The sequence below is a fragment of the Cryobacterium sp. TMT1-2-1 genome (assembly GCF_004403955.1).
Classification (GTDB): domain Bacteria; phylum Actinomycetota; class Actinomycetes; order Actinomycetales; family Microbacteriaceae; genus Cryobacterium; species Cryobacterium psychrotolerans.
This window is the reverse complement of the sequence record NZ_SOHC01000025.1, coordinates 22,570-39,006: the sequence shown is the minus strand read 5'-3', so window position 1 is coordinate 39,006 and position 16,437 is coordinate 22,570. Positions and strand designations below refer to the sequence as shown.

Below are 16,437 nucleotides of genomic sequence, written 5' to 3'. Positions count from 1 at the left end.
GGAGTCGCCGTCATGACCCAGGATCCTCCCGGCTCCCAGCCCCCCAAGCGCGGTCGTGGCACCAACCGCGCCGAATTCCGGGCGCAGGTCGAGGCCACCAAAGCCGACTTTGAACGCCAGGTTCAGGCGACCCGGGCGCAAATCGATGCCACGAATGTTCGGATCGAGGCGCGAACGGGCCGGAATCTGATCCTGGCCGTGCTGATCGGCCTCGTGCTGGGGCTGACGATGGTGTTCAGCCTGATCTTCATCAAGGAACTGTTCATGGTCTTCGCGGGCGTGATCGTGGCGTTCACCGCCTTCGAATTCGCCCAGGCTCTGCGTCACGCCGGGCGCATCGTTCCCCGGATCCCGGTCGTCATCGCGGCCGTAGCCGTCGTCCCGGCCGCGTTCTACTGGGGCGCCGAGGGCCAATGGCTGGCTACGCTGGCCGGCATCCTGTTGATTGCCCTCTGGCGGATGGCACTGCTCGCCTGGCCCGCGCACCGGGCGGAGTTCCGCAGCGTGCTCGGAGACATCGGCGCCGGATTCCTGATCCAGGCCTACGTCGTCTTCCTGTCCAGTTTCGCCGTGCTGCTGGCCGCCCAACCGGGAGGCCAGTGGTGGACTCTCGCATTCCTCCTTCTGGTCATCACCGCCGACACGGGCGCCTATGCCAGCGGCCTGTCGTTCGGCAAGCACCCGATGGCCCCCGGCATCAGCCCCAAGAAGACCTGGGAGGGCCTGGCCGGGGCCGCTCTGGTCTGCATGGTCGCCGGCGTGCTCCTCTCGCTCTTCATGCTCGGCCAGCCGTGGTGGTTCGGTCTGATCTTCGGGTCGGTCATCCTGGTCACCGCCACATTCGGCGACCTCGCCGAGTCGCTCATCAAGCGTGACCTCGGCATCAAAGACATGAGCTCGTGGCTTCCCGGACACGGCGGATTCCTCGACCGGCTCGACTCGATCCTCCCGTCCGCCGCAGCCGCTTACGCGCTCTTCCTCATCTTCGCCTGAGCCCGGTTGCAGCAGTGAAGCCGAGCGTGCGAGAGAATGAAGCGGTGAGCACCTTTCCCCTGACCGACAAGAAGACTCTCGGCTACAGCGTCGAGCAGGTCGATGGTTTCCTCGCAGCGGCCCGGAGCGCGTACGACGCGAAGGGTGTCTCCGAGCAGCTGACGGCCGAGTCCATCCGTCACACGGCCTTCGCGATGCAGAAGGGTGGCTACTCTCCCTCGCACGTCGACGCAGCCCTGGAGCGCCTCGAGGATGCCTTCGCCGCGCGCGAGCGTGACGACGCGGTGCGGACCAAGGGCCGCCAGGCGATCTCCGCGGAGGCGAGCAAGAAGACCCAGGAGATCGTCGACCGGCTCACTCGCCCGCCCGGGCACCGCTTCACGCGGACGAGCGTGCTCACCGTCGGCTACAGCCTCGCCGACGTCGACCGGTTCACGAGCCGAGTCGTCAAACACCTGGAGAAAGGCCGCGCGCTCAGCGTCGACGACGTGCGCACCGCCGTTTTCCGTCCGCAGCGCGGCGGATACCGCGAGGCGCAGGTCGATCTCGTGCTCGACGGCGTGGTCGACCTGATGCTCGCGGTTCGCTGACATCGGCCTGTTATCTCGCTGTGACCGCCGATCTGGGCTAGGCTCGACAAATCGTGGGTAGACATCTGAATGTAATCGAACCTGTTGCGGCTCACCAGCCGCCCAGGGCCCGGATGGTCAGACCCCGCTCGCGGAGCCGTTTGACCCTGGGTGTCTTCGCTTTCACGGCGGCATCCGCCTTCGTCCTGGTGAGCGTCATCGACCCGTACTCCGGCGCAACGGCGTCTCCGTACTTCCAGCCGGCCGGGGACCGCTTCGCCGGCCAGGCCAGCCAGGAAGTTCTCGTAGCCGGCAGCTACACGAACACCGTCTCTCGCGACAGCTTCACCGTGGGCGAGAAGCCCAAGCCAAAGCCCAAGCCCAAACCAAAGGCGGCGGCCTCAGCAGGCTTCGCAGCGCCGGATGCTGCCGTGCCCAGCCCGGGTTCCGCCCAGGCCATCGCGCACGGCAAGGTCATTGCGCGCGGCTGGGGCGAAGACCAGTTCAACTGCCTTGTCTCCCTGTGGAACAAGGAGTCGGGCTGGCGCGTCAATGCCATGAACTCCTCGAGCGGCGCCTACGGCATTCCCCAGGCACTCCCCGGATCCAAGATGGGCTCGGCCGGCTCCGACTGGGCGACGAACGCCGGAACCCAGATCGAGTGGGGCCTGGGCTACATCACCGACCGGTACGGCTCGCCCTGCGGCGCCTGGGGCAAGTCCCAGGCCGACGGCTGGTACTAGGCGCACAGCTGGCACCGGCGCCCGAAGCCGGCTCCCGAAACCAGCCCCATAGACTGGTCTCATGCCTCGTAGCAACCGCCCCAGGGGCCGTAAGCCCGGCGTCGACGATGACGGCGAAGCCGATCTGTCCAGCCTGCTGGCGGGCTGGCGTCGCACGGAGATCCGTCGTGACGGCCAGTGGCACGTTCAACCGGTGCCGGCGGCGCAGGCCCTGAAGAACTACGTGTGTCCCGGTTGCGGCCTCCGGGTCGTGCCCGGCGTCGCGCATATCGTCGCGTGGCGGGGCGACGGCGTCCTCGGCGACGGAGCCGACATCGCTGCCCGACGACACTGGCATTCACACTGCTGGAAAATCAATTGACCCGGTTGCCGGAGGATGACGCATGACCACGAACGCAGAGAGCACGCACGGAGTCGAGATCCGCGGCGGCATCGAGCTGCCAGCTACGCGCGAACATATCGAACTGCACACGAGCGACGGCCTGACCCTGGTCGGTGAGCTGGCGACGCCCGTGGGCCGCACGCCGGTGGCCACCCTGGTCACGCTGCACCCACTTCCCACCAGCGGCGGGTTCATGGATTCGCACATCCTGCGAAAGGCCGCGGGACGACTGCCCGCCCTGGCCGACCTGGCCGTGCTGCGCTTCAACACCCGCGGCACGACCTCGCCCCGGGGCACGAGCGGCGGCAGTTTCGGCAGCGGCGTGACCGAGCGCGAAGATGTCGCCGCCGCCATGGCCTTCGTGGCCGCACGCGGACTGCCGAACCCGTGGCTGGTCGGCTGGTCGTTCGGCACGGAGCTCGCCGTCAAGTACGGCCTCGAGCACCCGATCCGCGGCGCCATCCTACTCTCGCCGCCGCTGCACCGGGCGACGGACGCAGAACTGGCGGCCTGGGCCGGAAACGAGCGCCAGCTGGTGGCCATCATCCCCGAACACGACGACTACCTGCGGCCCGAAGAGGCCAGGGAACGATTTGCCTCGGTGCCCACCACCCGCTTCATCGCGGTCGATGGCGGAAAGCACTTGTGGGTGGGGGAGAACCAGACCCGGCGCATCCTGAACGAGATCGTCGCGGTCGTGAACCCGGCCGCGCTTCCGCTTCCGACCGAATGGGTCGGCCCGTAACTCCTAGAGTTCGTTCTGCCTCGGGATGACGACCTGCTTGATGATCATCAGGACGGCCGCCGCCACGGGAATCGCGATCAACGCGCCCAGCAGGCCCAGCAGCGAGCCGCCGGCCAGCGCCGCGATCACGACGAGGGCCCCGGGAACGGACACGGCGCGGCTCATGATGTGGGGGCTCAGCACATATGCCTCCACCTGCATGTAAATCAGGTAGTAAACCGCCGCGGCGATTGCGGTCTCAAGCGAGCTGATGCCCGGGATGAGGCAGGTCAGCACGATGATCACCGATCCGGTGATCGTCCCGACGAGCGGGATCAGGGAGAACAGGAACGCGATGAACGCCAGCAGGGCGGGGAATGGCGCTCCGATGATCGACAGGAAGATGAAGCTGAGCACTCCGTTGCACGCAGCGAGTGAGGCCTGACCGACAACGTACCGGCCCACCGCGGTCGTGATCTGCTCGCTGATGTCGGTGAAACGCTCACGCCTGGACGCCGGTACCAGCTGGTACACGCCGCGCTTCATGCTGCTCAGTGAAGCCGTGAAGTAGAGCGTGAGGATGAGGATGATCAGCCCGCCGAACAGGCCGCTGATGATGGCCAGCCCGGACTGGATGGCCGTCGTGGTGATCGTCGTCAGGTTGGTGCCGAGGAATTCGGTCACCGTCTTCACGACCTCGTTGACGTCGATGCCGGGGAACTGTTTCTGGAGGTCGGCCAGGAAGGTGGCCGAGTTGACGGCCTTCACGAGGTCGGGGATGGCCTTGGAGAGTTCCTTCACCTGTTCGGCGATGATCGGCACGACGGCGAAGATCACGCCGGTCAGTACACCCACGACGGCCGCGACCACGGTGAGGATTGCCGCCCAACGCGGGAACCCCTTCTTCTGCAGCCAGGACACCGCCGGGTCGAGGCCGAGGGCGATGAACAACGCCGCCCCGATGTAGACGATGATCGTCTGCAGCGTGACCACCGACGAGATGATGAGCAGGCCGAGACCCACGCCGAGGGTACCGATCAGGCCGACGCGAAACGCGTTCTGAATTTTCACGCGAATTCCCCCAAAATGTCGGACCTACCTGCCCGAACCTGCCTGGCTCGGACCTACTTGTCGGCGTTGTTGACCTTTTCCGCCTGTGTGAGAACACTGCGGAGGCTCTCGAAGTAGCCGGCCACCGCGTCGCGCTCAATCCTAATCTGGGAGAGGCGGTCTTCCGCGTCGGAGACAAGCAGGCGTGTCCGCGTGGTCGTTTCCTTGGTGAGGGCCCTGGCCCTGGTCTCGGCTTCGCGCACAATGCGGTCCGCGTCGGCCTGGGCCTGCTTGCGCTGCGTCGCGGCTTCCTCCCTGGCTCCCGAGTCGAGCTGCTCGTTGATCGCACGAAGTTCGAGGGTGCGCGCGGTGGTCTCGGTGAGTTGCGTGTCGGCTTCGGTCTGGAAGGTGTTCAGCAGCAACACGGCCTCCTGGTGCCGGGCCAGGTGCTCCTGCTCTGCCTCGTCGCGCCTGGCCTTCAGCTCCAGTTCGAGGTCGGCTCGAGTCTGGTCGATCTCTCGCTTGAGCTTGGCCGCCTCACGGTCGCCCTTTTTGCGTCCCGCCGTCAGCTTGTTTTCGAGGTCGATCCGGGCCTGCTCGCCTTCCGCGACGAAGTCGGCGGTGGCCTGCTCATTCTCGCGGGCCAGGTCAGCCCGGGCCTGCTCGAGTTCCGAGGCCAGGTCGGCCCGGGCCTTGTCGATCTTGCGTGCTGCCGCGGCGCGTTCCGCGTCAAGCTCGCGGGTGAGGTCCGTGTGCGCCTGTTCGTGCTCGATCTGGCGGGCGATCCGATCGGCCTCGATCTGGCGGGCGAGATCGGTGCGGGTCTGCTCGACCTCCTCCGCCAGCGTGGTGCGCGTCTGCTCTGCGTCGTGGGCGAGCTCGATCCGAGACTGCTCGCCGTCGCGCGCCAGGTCGAGGCGTGCCTGTTCGGTTTCGGCCGCCAAGTCGATCCTGGCCTGCTCGGACTCCCGCGCGAGGTCGGCCCGCTCCTGGTCCAGCTCGTGCGCCACTTCGGCGCGCGTGAGCTCCGTCTCGGCGGTCAGCCCGGCCGCAACCTCTCGCGCCACGCTGGCCTCGCGCTGGGCGACAACGCGTACCTCCGCCGCCTCACGTTCCGCCTCGGAGCGCAGCGCGGCGGCTTCACGCTTGACCGTCGCCCGCACTTCCGCGGACTCCGTCGCCACGGCTCCGCGGATCGCGGCGGCCGCCTGTACTGCGTCCTGGGTGAGCGACGCGGCTTCCGCGCGGGCGGCGGCGAGCACCGAGTCGGCTTCGGCCTGTGCGTCGTCGAGCATGCGCCCGGCCCTGACCGTGGCATCGGAGAGCGCGCTTTCGGCACGCTCCGTGGCTTCCCGGCGCAGGTTCTCGACCTCGCCGGCGGCTGAGGAACGAAGCTTTTCAGCGTCGATGTCGGCCTGCGCGATCACACGGGTCGACTGCTCCTCGGCCACGCGCAGGGTGTTCTCGAGCTTCGTGCCCAGCCCGGAGAAGGTGGGACTGCCCACTTCCTCGATCTCGGCGGTCAGGTCATCTATGCGCGTGGTGAGGCGTTTGATTTCCTTGCCGGCCTCCGCGCCCTGGGTGTTGGCCTGGATGAGGTCGCGCCGCAGGCTCTGGAGGGCCTTGTCGACCTCGTCCTTGTCATACCCGCGGAAAACCTGGGTGAATTCAGCGTCGTCTACCGCCACGGCCATCTCCTCGTCGTCGGGCTCGAATACAGGCCCGATTGTTCGAATGCGGGGGAGCCGATCCGATTTTAGTGCATTCCGGGAGTTCAGGCTCCATCCCAACTTCTGGGCCCCCCGACTTCTGGGGGCGCGGGGCTTCAGGAGACTATTAGGCGGCTCTCAGGGGAGTCAAGTATCGTAGAACGACTGTGTCTGTTGCCCTTCGGACGCGAAAAGTGCGTGCGAACCCAGGTCTGCACCCGCCGGTCGGCAACATAGGAAAGGTTTTACGTGCGTTTCGTTCTTGCCATCGTGGCATTCGTTCTCGCGGCCGTGATGATCATGCTCGGCATCGCGCAGCGAACGGTTTTTCTGGAACCGGCATCCACCAGCCTCAGCGCGACCGTTGAGGGCGGTGACCGGTATGCGGTCATCACCCCGGAAGCGCTCAGGGCTTACCCGGGCAGCCAGACGATTACGGTCTCCGGTCCGGGCACGATCTTCCTGGCCTATGGCCGATCCGCCGACGTCGATGCCTGGCTCGCCGATGAGGCCCACGCCGAGATCGGCTTCACACCCAGGACCGGCAAGCTGACGAGTAAGCGCAGCGGCGAAGCCGCCCCGAGGCCTGCCCCCACGGCCACGGCCACAGCACCGGCGGCCGCGCCGACGCCAGCGCCGACGGCCACACCGACGGCCACGCCGGCGGCCACACCGGCGCCCGGCGCACCGGCCGATGCTGAACCCGGCGCGAACCCGGCCGGGTCAGACCTCTGGCTCGAGGAGTTCACCGCGGACCGCGACCTGAAGACCCGAATCAATGTGCCCGCCGGCATCTCCCTGATCGTCGCGAGCGACGGCACCCAGCCGGCTCCGACCGAGATCACCCTGGACTGGCCCGCCGACAACTCGACGCCCCTGGCCGGCCCGCTGATCGCCGGGGGAGCGGTCCTGCTCTTGATCGGACTCATCCTCTACCTGCTGGCCCTGATGCACATGCGCCGCTCCCGGGGCCCGCGTCGCAACCTGCCCAAGGGCCCCCGGATGCCGCGCCTTCCCCGCGCTCCGCGCCCCAAGTCGATCAAGGCCAGCGAGATCACCGGCCCCCGCCGGTCGATCACGCGATCGTTCCGGGCCGTCGTACCCGTGGTGCTCGTCTCGAGCCTCGCGCTCAGCGGATGCTCCGCCGATTTCTGGCCGAGCACATCCTCGGAGTCGAGCGCCGCGGCCAGCCCCAGCCCGTCTGCCTCCGAGGCGGCGAAGCAGGGCGAGGACGTGTCCCCGCCCGCCGTCACCGTGCCCCAGCTCGAGCGCATCGTGCGCAAGGTCGCGGTGCTCACCCGCGACGCGGACGCCGCGCTCGACGCAACGTCGCTCGCGACCAGGTTCACCGGCCCGGCCCTCGAGCAACGGCTGGCGAACTACAAGATCCGAGCCAAGGACAAGAAATACCCGACGCCCCTCGCGTTGCCGGCCTCGCCGCTGACGCTGACCCTGCCGCAGCAGACGTCGACCTGGCCGCGCGTGGTCATGACCGTGATCCAGGACAAGGAAGACCCCGCCGTCGCCCCCACGGCCATCGTGCTCAGGCAGGACGGCCCCCGGGAGAACTTCCTCGTCGAGTACGCCGTGCAGCTCGAGCCCGCCGCGCAGGTGCCCGAGGTCGCCCCGGCGACCATCGGCGCCCCGCTCATCGCCCCCGACTCCAGGCTCCTGCTGATGCCGCCGGACCAGATCGCGGCGGCCTACGCCGACATCCTGGTGAAGGGCGACACAAGCGAGTTCGCTGACCTGTTCGAGGCCAAGGGCGACACCTTCCGAACGCAGGTCGGCCTGGAAGCGAAGACGAAGAAGCGGACCGACCTGCCCAAGACGGCATCGATCGCCTTCGGCATCGCGGTGGGGACGGGTAAGACCATCGCCCTGGCCACCAACGACTCCGGAAGCATCGTCGCCGTGAGCATCAAGGAGACGGAAACCGTGAAGCCGGTCGACGCCGGCGCGACGGTGAGTCCCTCGGGTGCGAGCAAAACGCTCTCCGGCGTCTCGGCGACGGCCAAGGGCATCCAGAGCGTCTACGGCGAGCAGCTCCTCTTCCACGTTCCTGCCGCCGGCTCGAAAGACAAAATCGTTCTCCTTGGCTTCGCCCAGGGACTGATCTCATCAGCGGAGCTCAAATGACCAATCTGCCACCATCCGGCGTCAACCTGCGCGGGGCCGTCGACCTGTCCTCGCTCGTGAACCGTGCGGCGGCTCCGGCCCCCGGCGCACCGGCTGCGCCGGGCGCGGCCGCGGGTGGTCCCGTGCCCGTGCCCAGCCTCGTACTGGAGGGAACCGACGCGAACTTCGGCGAGGTGCTCGAGTTGTCGATGACCGTCCCCGTTATCGTCGACCTGTGGGCCGAATGGTGTGGACCCTGCAAGCAGCTCACGCCCGTGCTCGAGAAACTCATCGCGGAGTTCGACGGCAGGATCGTCCTGGCCAAGGTCGACGTCGATTCGAACCCGCAGCTGTCGCAGGCCTTCGCGGCCCAGTCGATCCCCACTGTCGCCGCCGTCGTCGGCGGCCAGCCGGTGCAGCTCTTCAGCGGTGCCATCCCCGAGGCGCAGGTGCGCGAGGTGTTCGAGCGTGTCCTCGAACTCGCCGCCCAGCATGGCGTGACCGGGACCGCCCAAACGCCCGCCGGAGACGACGCCCCCGACGAGGTCGCCGCGGCCCTCCCGGCGGAACCGGAACTCCCGCCCCACCACAGGGAGGCCTTTGAGGCCATCGAACGCGGCGACTACGACGTGGCGATCAGCGAGTACAGCACGGCCCTGGCCAAGGACCCCCGCGACCAGATGGCTGTCGCCGGTCTCGCCCAGGTGCGACTTCTGGCGCGCCTGCAGGGCAAGTCGATCGCGGAGATCCGCTCCGCGGCGGCGGCCGGGCCGGACGAGCTCGACGCGCAGCTTCTCGTCGCCGACCTCGACCTGTCGGGCGGACACGTCGAAGACGCCTTCGACCGTCTCCTGACCCTCTTCCCCGCCCAGGACGCCGCCGGCAAGAACACGATTCGCGAACGCATCCTGGAGCTGTTCCAGGTCGTCGGACTCGAAGATCCGCGGGTGCCGCCGACTCGTTCCCGGCTCACCGCGCTGCTCTACTAAGTCCCCGCTGAGTCCCCCGCTAAGTCCTCGCTGAGTTGCGGAGAAAGTACCCTCGCTGTGACAGTGAGGGTACTTTTTCCGCAACTGAGCTGAAACGCAGGTCAGCGGTGAATCACTAGCGGCGGAGCTTCAGCCAGAGTCCCGCCAGCGGAGGCAGCGTGAGCGTCGCGGATGCCGGGCGGCCAGCCCACGGTTCGTCGGTCGCCGTGACCCCGCCGAGGTTGCCGACGCCCGAGCCGCCGAAGTCGGCGGCATCCGTGTTGAGGATCTCTTCCCAGTGGCCGGCGAAGGGCAGGCCGATGCGGTGGTCGTTGTGCGGATGCCCGGCGAAATTGAAAATGCAGGCCACGGGGTTGCCGTCGTTGTCCCAGCGCAGGAAGGAGACCACGTTCTGGGCCGCTCCGCCTCCGTCGAGCATCTCGAGGCCGCCGGCGTCGTTGTCGCGCGCCCAGAGGCTGGCGTTGGCCCGGTACACCCGGTTGAGCTGGCCGACGAGGGTGAACAGGCCCCGGTGGGCGGGCTGGTCGAGCATCCACCAGTCCAGGCCCCTGGCCTCGCTCCACTCCGACCGCTGCCCGAATTCCTGGCCCATGAACAGAAGCTGCTTGCCGGGGTGAGCCCACATGAACGCCAGGTAGGCGCGAAGATTGGCGAGTTGCTGCCAGGAGTCGCCCGGCATCTTCGAGACCAGCGAGCCCTTGCCGTGCACGACCTCGTCGTGGCTGATCGGCAGCAGGAAGTTCTCGCTGAAGGCGTAGACGAACGAAAAGGTGATGTCGTTGTGGTGGTACGAGCGGTACATCGGGTCGACGTGCATGTACTGGAGCGTGTCGTGCATCCAGCCCATGTTCCACTTGAAGCCGAAGCCGAGCCCGCCGGACGAGGTGGGCGCGGTGACGCCGCCCCAGTTCGTCGACTCCTCGGCGATCATGACCGTGCCGGGGTTGCGCTTGTACGCGGTGGCGGTGATCTCCTGGAGCAGGCTGATCGCCTCGAGGTTCTCATTGCCGCCGTGGATGTTCGGCTCCCACTGGCCGTCTTCCCTCGAGTAGTCGAGGTAGAGCATCGAGGCGACGGCGTCGACCCTCAGTCCGTCGATGTGGAACTCCTCGAGCCAGTACAGCGCATTGGCGACCAGGAAGTTGCGCACCTGCTTCTGGCCGAAGTCGAAGACGTAGGTGCCCCAGTCCATCTGCTCGCCGCGCCGGGGGTCGGGGTGTTCGTAGAGCGGCTGCCCGTCGAACCGAGCCAGCGCGAAGTCGTCCTTGGGGAAGTGGCCGGGCACCCAGTCCATGATCACGCCGATGCCGGCCTGGTGCAGCCGGTCGATCAGGTAGCGGAGGTCGTCCGGGTGGCCGAACCGGCTCGTCGGCGCGTAGTAGCCGGTGACCTGGTACCCCCAGGACCCGCCGAACGGATGCTCCGCCAGCGGCATGAACTCGACGTGCGTGTAGGCCAGCTCGTGCAGGTACCCGATGAGCTCGTCCGCCAGGTCCCGGTATCCGAGCCCAGGGCGCCAGGAACCCACGTGCATCTCGTAGATGCTCATCGGCTGGTTGTGCGGGTCGGTGGCCGACCGTGCGCCCAGCCACTCGGCATCCGCCCACTGGTAGTCGGATGAGCCGATCACGGACGCCGTCTTCGGCGGCACCTCGGTGTACCGGGCCATCGGGTCCGCTTTCCGCACCCAGTCGCCCGACTGCGCGAGCATCTCGAACTTGTAGTTGGCGCCGGTATCGAGGCCCGGGACGAACAGCTCCCACACCCCGGTGCTGCCCATGTTGCGCATGGCGTGGGCCCCGCCGTTCCAGCCGTTGAAGTCGCCGATGACCCGCGCGGCCTGCGCGTGCGGCGCCCAGACGGAGAAGGACGTTCCGCTCGTGGTGCCGAGCACGCCCGCGTGGTCGCGGTGGTGCGCCCCGAGCACGTCCCAGAGTCGCTCGTGGCGGCCCTCGCCGATCAGGTGAAGGTCGAGTTCGCCGAGGGTGGGGAGGTAGCGGTACGGGTCGTCGGCGATCCAGTTGGGGACACCGTCGTAGAGGGTTTCCAGGGTGTAGTCCTGCAGGCCGAGCGTGCTGACGCCCTGCCAGATGCCCTGATCGAGGTGCGTGAGCTCGATGTGGGCGCCGTCCGCGAGCACCGCGAACACCTCGGTCGCGAGTGGCCGGAGGGCCCGGATGACCACGAGCGGGGTCGCTGCGCCGCCCGCGCTCACGAGGTGCTGGCCGAGCACCTCATGGGGGTTGTAGTAGCGCCCCTCGGCGATCGCCTTGAGAACGTGCGCCGGAACGGCGGGGACGCTCGTGTGCGAGCCGTTCGCCGGGCCGTCGACCGGTCCGTCTGCCGCGTGCCTCATCCGTGCCGTCCGTTCCTGCGTGGTGACTGGGTCATGAGGGTGCCGTTCATGCGCGCGGACCCCTCACCTGGAGGATGTGCACCGGTTCGCTGAAGGCATCCAGTCGCACGTAGTTGTCGGCGGACCAGGTCCATTCCGCGCCGGAGACAAGGTCGTGCACCTCGAAGGTCTCACCACGCCTGAGCCCGAAGCGGGTGACGTCGAGGTGCACCAGGGTCTCACGAACCGAGTGCGGGTCGACGTTGGCGACGATGATGAGGGTGTCCGGTCGCCCGGTACCGGTGAAGGCCGCATCCAGGTGCTTACTGAACACCAGCACGGACTCGTCGTCGCTGGTGTGGATGTGCAGGTTGCGCAGCTGCCCCAGCGCCGGGTGCTCGGCACGGATGCGGGTGAGCAGGGTGAGGAAGGGCGCGAGCGATTTGCCGGCCTCCTCGGCCTGCGCGAAGTTGCGCGGGCGGAACTCATACTTCTCGTTGTCGATGTTCTCTTCGGCGCCGGGTCGGGCGACGCTTTCGTAGAGTTCGAAGCCCGAGTAGACACCCCAGGTCGGAGCGGCGGTGGCGGCCAGGGCGGCCCTGATCTTGAAGGCGGCCGGTCCGCCGAACTGCAGGAACTCGGAGAGGATGTCGGGCGTGTTCACGAACAGGTTCGGCCGGAGGAAGTCGGCGGTCTCGTGCGCGAGGCCGTCGAAGAACTCCTCCAGTTCCGCCTTCGTGTTGCGCCAGGTGAAGTAGGTGTACGACTGCTGGAATCCCACCTTGGCCAGGCCCTGGAGCAGGGCCGGACGGGTGAAGGCCTCGGCCAGGAAGACGACCTCCGGATACTCGGCGTTGATCTCGTTGATCACCCACTCCCAGAAGTCGAGCGGTTTGGTATGCGGGTTGTCGACGCGGAAGATGGTCACCCCCAGGTCGATCCAGTAGCGCAGGATCCGCAGCGATTCCGCGCGGATGCCCGCCGGGTCGTTGTCGAAGTTGATCGGATAGATGTCCTGGTACTTCTTCGGCGGGTTCTCGGCGTAGGCGATCGTGCCGTCCGGCAGGGTCGTGAACCACTCCGGGTGCGCCGCCACCCAGGGGTGGTCGGGGGAGGCCTGCAGGGCGAAGTCGAGCGCGATTTCGATGCCGACCTTGCTCGCCTGGCCCAGGAAGTACCGGAAGTCGGCGACGGTGCCGAGGTCGGGGTGGATCGCGTCGTGGCCGCCCTCGGCCGACCCGATCGCCCAGGGCGAGCCGGGGTCGTTCTGCCCGGCATCCAGCGAGTTGTTCGGCCCCTTGCGGTAGGCCCGGCCGATCGGATGGATCGGGGGCAGATAGACCACGTCGAAGCCCATCATTGCGACCTCGGGGAGCCGCCTGGCGGCGGTGCGGAAGGTGCCGCTCTTCCAGGACCCGTCCGCGAGCCGTTTGGCGCCCTCGGAGCGGGGAAAGAACTCATACCAGGAGCCCACGCCGGCCCGCGCGCGCTCGACGACCACCGTTCGGGTCGCGGAGACGCTCTCGAGGCTGCTGATCGGGCGGAGCGCGATCGCCGCGTTCAGTTTGTTGTTGCTGATCACGGCCAGGCGGGTGTCGACCGGCAGCCCCCGGTCGGCGAGCGTCTGCGCCGCGGCCTGGACCAGGCGGCGTTCGGCGGCCGGCCTGGCCTTGTCGATGCCGGCCGCGTCCAGAAGTCGGGCGCCCATCGTGAACATGAGCTCGACGTCGATGCCCGCCGGGATCTTGATCGCGGCGTTGTGCTCCCACGAAGCCCAGTCGTCGGCGTAGGCACGCACGCGGTACGTCCAGCGCCCCTGGACGCCCAGCTGCACGAGGGTTTCCCACCGGTCGGTTCCCGGGGCGCTCAGGCCCATCGGGTGGCGGGTTTCGGTGCCGTCGGGCGCGGTCAACAGCAGGGTGACGCCGATCAGGTCGTGGCCTTCGCGGAAGGCGGTCGCGCGGAACGGCACAACCTCCCCGACGAAGGATTTGGCGGGCCACAGGCCATCGTTCAGTTGCGGCGACAGGTCGAGGATGGGAATCCGGCCGATTTTCGGGGGCGCGCCGGCCAGTCTGGTGGATTCGTGCGGGTCGCGGAGTGTCTTTGCTGTCTTAGCCACCCATCGACCGTAGCGCGAATTGATTCGACGGCGCTGCACCGAATTTCCCTGTGGCCTCAATCCGCACAATAGGGTTGACCTCGTGAAGGCCATCCGCAAATTTACCGTCCGCGCCGTCCTGCCCGAGCCCCTGGCCGCGCTCGACGAACTTGCCGGGAACCTGCGCTGGTCCTGGCACGAACCCACCCGGCGCCTGTTCGAGCACATCGCCCCGGAGCTGTGGCGTGGGAGCTGCAACGACCCGGTCGCGCTCCTCGGGGCCGTCGATCCCGCCCGCCTGGCCGCGCTCGCAGCCGACGCCGGCTACGTGGCCCGGGCGGACGCCCTCCGTGACGACCTGCGCCAGTACCTCGACCGGCCCCGCTGGTACCAGGGCCTCACCGGGGACAAGCCCGCTGCGATCGCCTACTTCTCGCCGGAGTTCGGCATCGCCGCCGCCCTGCCGCAGTATTCCGGCGGGCTCGGCATCCTGGCCGGAGACCACCTGAAGAGCGCCTCCGACCTGGGCCTGCCGCTGGTGGGCGTCGGGCTGTTCTACCGGGCCGGATACTTCAGCCAGTCGATCTCCTCCGACGGCTGGCAGATGGAGCAGTACCCGCTGCTGGACCCCGACGGCCTGCCGCTGTCGATCCTGCGCCGCCCGGACGGCTCCGACGTGCAGGTCTCCCTGGCATTGCCCGACGGGCGAACCCTCAACGCCCGCATCTGGCAGGCGCGGGTCGGGCGCATCCGCCTGCTCATGCTCGATACCGACATCCCGGAGAATCCCGACGATCTGCGCCTGGTGACCGATCGCCTGTACGGCGGCGGTGGAGAGCATCGCCTGCTGCAGGAGCTCCTGCTCGGCATCGGGGGCGCCCGCGCCGTCAAGCTGTGGAGCGCCCTGAGCGGCAAGCCGGAGCCCGAGGTCTTCCACACCAACGAGGGCCACGCCGGATTCCTCGGCCTCGAGCGCATTTCCAGCCTCATCGGCGAGGGTCTGAGCTTCAACGAGGCGCTGCAGGTGGCACGTGCCGGCACCGTTTTCACGACCCACACGCCGGTCGCGGCGGGCATCGACCGGTTCGAACGAGACCTGATCCGGCGCTACTTCGAAACGGATCTCCTGCCTGGCGTGGCCGTCGACGACCTCCTGGCCCTCGGTGCCGAGAACTACGAGGGCGGCTCTCCCGACGTCTTCAACATGGCCATCATGGGTCTCCGGCTCGGCCAGCACGCCAACGGGGTGTCGAAACTGCACGGCGAGGTCAGCCGCCGCATGTTCAAGGGACTCTGGCCGGGGTTCGACCCGGCCGATGTGCCGATCGACTCGATCACCAACGGTGTGCACGCCCCGACCTGGACCGACCCTGAGCTGCTGGAACTCGCGCAGGACCGCCTGGGCGCGAGCGACACCTCGACCGCCGACTGGGCGTCCGCGGCCGTCACCGACCACGACCTTTGGTCGGTTCGGGGCCGGATGCGCCTGCAGTTCGTCGAGGATGCCCGGCGACGCCTGCGCTCCGCCTGGTTGGAACAGAACCCGGGCGGAATCCCCCCGGCCTGGATCGACCAGGTCTTCGACCCGAACGTGCTCACGATCGGTTTCGCCAGGCGCGTGCCCACGTACAAGCGCCTGACCCTCATGCTGCACGACCCGGAACGGCTGCGCGCCCTGCTGCTGCACCCCGAGCACCCGATCCAGATCGTCATCGCCGGCAAGTCGCATCCGGCCGACGACGAGGGCAAACGCCTGATCCAGCAGATCGTGAAGTTCGCGGCCGACCCGGAATTGCGCACGCGCATCGCCTTCCTGCCCGACTACAACATCGCCATGGCCCAGCTGATGTACCCGGGAACGGACGTCTGGCTGAACAACCCGCTGCGGCCGCTCGAAGCCTGCGGCACGTCGGGCATGAAGGCAGCCCTGAACGGCGGGCTCAACCTGTCCATTCTCGACGGCTGGTGGCCCGAGTATTTCGACGGCCTGAACGGCTGGGCGATTCCGTCGGCGGATGCCGCCGGAGACCCCGCGGAGCGCGACCGGCTCGAGGCGAATGCGCTCTACGACCTGATCGAGCACCAGGTCGCTCCGCCGTTCTACGAGCGCAACGCCGACGGCGTCCCCGAACGCTGGGTTCGGGCCATCCGTCACACCCTGGCCACCCTCTCTCCCGAGCTGAGCGCCGACCGGATGGTGCGCGAGTACGTGGAACGCCTGTACCGGCCGGCCGCCCGCTACGAGGCTCTGCTCTCCACCAACGACTACCGCGCCGCCCGGGAACTCGCCGCCTGGAAGAGCAGGATCAGCGCCGCCTGGCCGGGCGTGGCCGTCACGCACGTCGAGTCGGGCGGGGTGGTCTCCGTCCCGCAGGTGGGCGATGAGCTGCACCTGCGGGCCCACGTGCAGCTCAACGGACTCAGCGTCAGGGACGTCACCGTCGAGGTCGTGTACGGCAAGAGCCTGGCCGGCGACGACCTCAGTGACGTGGAGGTCCAGGCGCTCGAACCTGACGGGACGCCCGACCCGGACGTCGCCGCCGGCCCGTCGGAGGGGGGAGGCCCGACCCTGTTCACCGGAACGGTCGAGCTCGACCGCGCCGGCGCGTTCGGGTACACCGTGCGGGTCGTGCCGCGGAACGACCTGCTGATCAGCTCGGCCGAGATGGGCCTGGTCGCCGTCGCGAGCTAGCTGCCCCTGCCGCTGCGCCCGCCCCTGCAGTT

At 68.2% G+C, this 16,437-nt stretch carries 12 protein-coding genes; 8 read left to right on the top strand and 4 right to left on the bottom strand.

All coding sequences use genetic code 11. The features are described 5' to 3' along the window. Positions 1–12 precede the first annotated feature (12 nt). From E3T33_RS04390 to E3T33_RS04370, 5 genes are all read left to right on the top strand, one after another. Positions 13–993 (top strand): phosphatidate cytidylyltransferase, encoded by a 981-nt coding sequence (locus tag E3T33_RS04390; RefSeq protein WP_092325212.1) that lies wholly within the window; start codon positions 13–15, stop codon positions 991–993. A 44-nt stretch (positions 994–1,037) separates the two neighbouring features. After that, positions 1,038–1,583 (top strand): DivIVA domain-containing protein, encoded by a 546-nt coding sequence (locus tag E3T33_RS04385; RefSeq protein ID WP_092325210.1) that lies wholly within the window; start codon positions 1,038–1,040, stop codon positions 1,581–1,583. 140 nt (positions 1,584–1,723) lie between these two features. Further along, on the top strand, positions 1,724–2,305 hold the full coding sequence (locus E3T33_RS04380) for a lytic transglycosylase domain-containing protein (RefSeq protein WP_241977090.1): 582 nt from the start codon (positions 1,724–1,726) through the stop codon (positions 2,303–2,305). A gap of 61 nt (positions 2,306–2,366) precedes the next feature. Further along, positions 2,367–2,666 (top strand): hypothetical protein, encoded by a 300-nt coding sequence (locus E3T33_RS04375; RefSeq protein ID WP_166784391.1) that lies wholly within the window; start codon positions 2,367–2,369, stop codon positions 2,664–2,666. 22 nt (positions 2,667–2,688) lie between these two features. Then, positions 2,689–3,432 (top strand): alpha/beta fold hydrolase, encoded by a 744-nt coding sequence (locus tag E3T33_RS04370; protein ID WP_092324921.1) that lies wholly within the window; start codon positions 2,689–2,691, stop codon positions 3,430–3,432. Between the two features lie 3 nt (positions 3,433–3,435). On the opposite strand, the gene E3T33_RS04365 is transcribed toward E3T33_RS04370, so the two are convergent. Together E3T33_RS04365 and E3T33_RS04360 are read right to left on the bottom strand one after the other, a co-directional pair. Next, positions 3,436–4,482, bottom strand: coding sequence for an AI-2E family transporter (locus E3T33_RS04365; protein WP_092324923.1), 1,047 nt, complete (start codon positions 4,480–4,482; stop codon positions 3,436–3,438). 53 nt (positions 4,483–4,535) lie between these two features. Beyond that, the gene (locus E3T33_RS04360) at positions 4,536–6,149 is read right to left on the bottom strand and encodes a DivIVA domain-containing protein (protein WP_092324973.1); all 1,614 of its coding nucleotides are present in this window, start codon (positions 6,147–6,149) and stop codon (positions 4,536–4,538) included. 270 nt (positions 6,150–6,419) lie between these two features. Between E3T33_RS04360 and E3T33_RS04355 the strand changes: the two genes are divergently transcribed. Further along, positions 6,420–8,309: a hypothetical protein gene (locus E3T33_RS04355; protein WP_092324925.1), complete on the top strand. Its 1,890-nt coding sequence runs from the start codon at positions 6,420–6,422 to the stop codon at positions 8,307–8,309. Then, positions 8,306–9,277, top strand: a complete 972-nt coding sequence (locus tag E3T33_RS04350; protein WP_092324927.1) for a tetratricopeptide repeat protein — start codon at positions 8,306–8,308, stop codon at positions 9,275–9,277. Before E3T33_RS04355 ends, E3T33_RS04350 begins: the two co-directional genes overlap by 4 nt. A gap of 115 nt (positions 9,278–9,392) precedes the next feature. Here the strand turns inward: E3T33_RS04350 and glgB are convergent, their stop codons facing one another. Beyond that, complete coding sequence (glgB, locus tag E3T33_RS04345; RefSeq protein ID WP_092324929.1) at positions 9,393–11,633, bottom strand: 1,4-alpha-glucan branching protein GlgB; 2,241 nt, start codon at positions 11,631–11,633, stop codon at positions 9,393–9,395. 46 nt (positions 11,634–11,679) lie between these two features. Further along, complete coding sequence (locus E3T33_RS04340; protein WP_277870626.1) at positions 11,680–13,656, bottom strand: alpha-1,4-glucan--maltose-1-phosphate maltosyltransferase; 1,977 nt, start codon at positions 13,654–13,656, stop codon at positions 11,680–11,682. A 160-nt stretch (positions 13,657–13,816) separates the two neighbouring features. Here E3T33_RS04340 and glgP point away from each other — a divergent pair, with 160 nt between their 5' ends. Continuing rightward, entirely contained in the window at positions 13,817–16,405 is a 2,589-nt protein-coding gene (gene glgP / locus E3T33_RS04335; RefSeq protein WP_092324933.1) for an alpha-glucan family phosphorylase, read from the top strand. Positions 16,406–16,437: the final 32 nt, after the last annotated feature.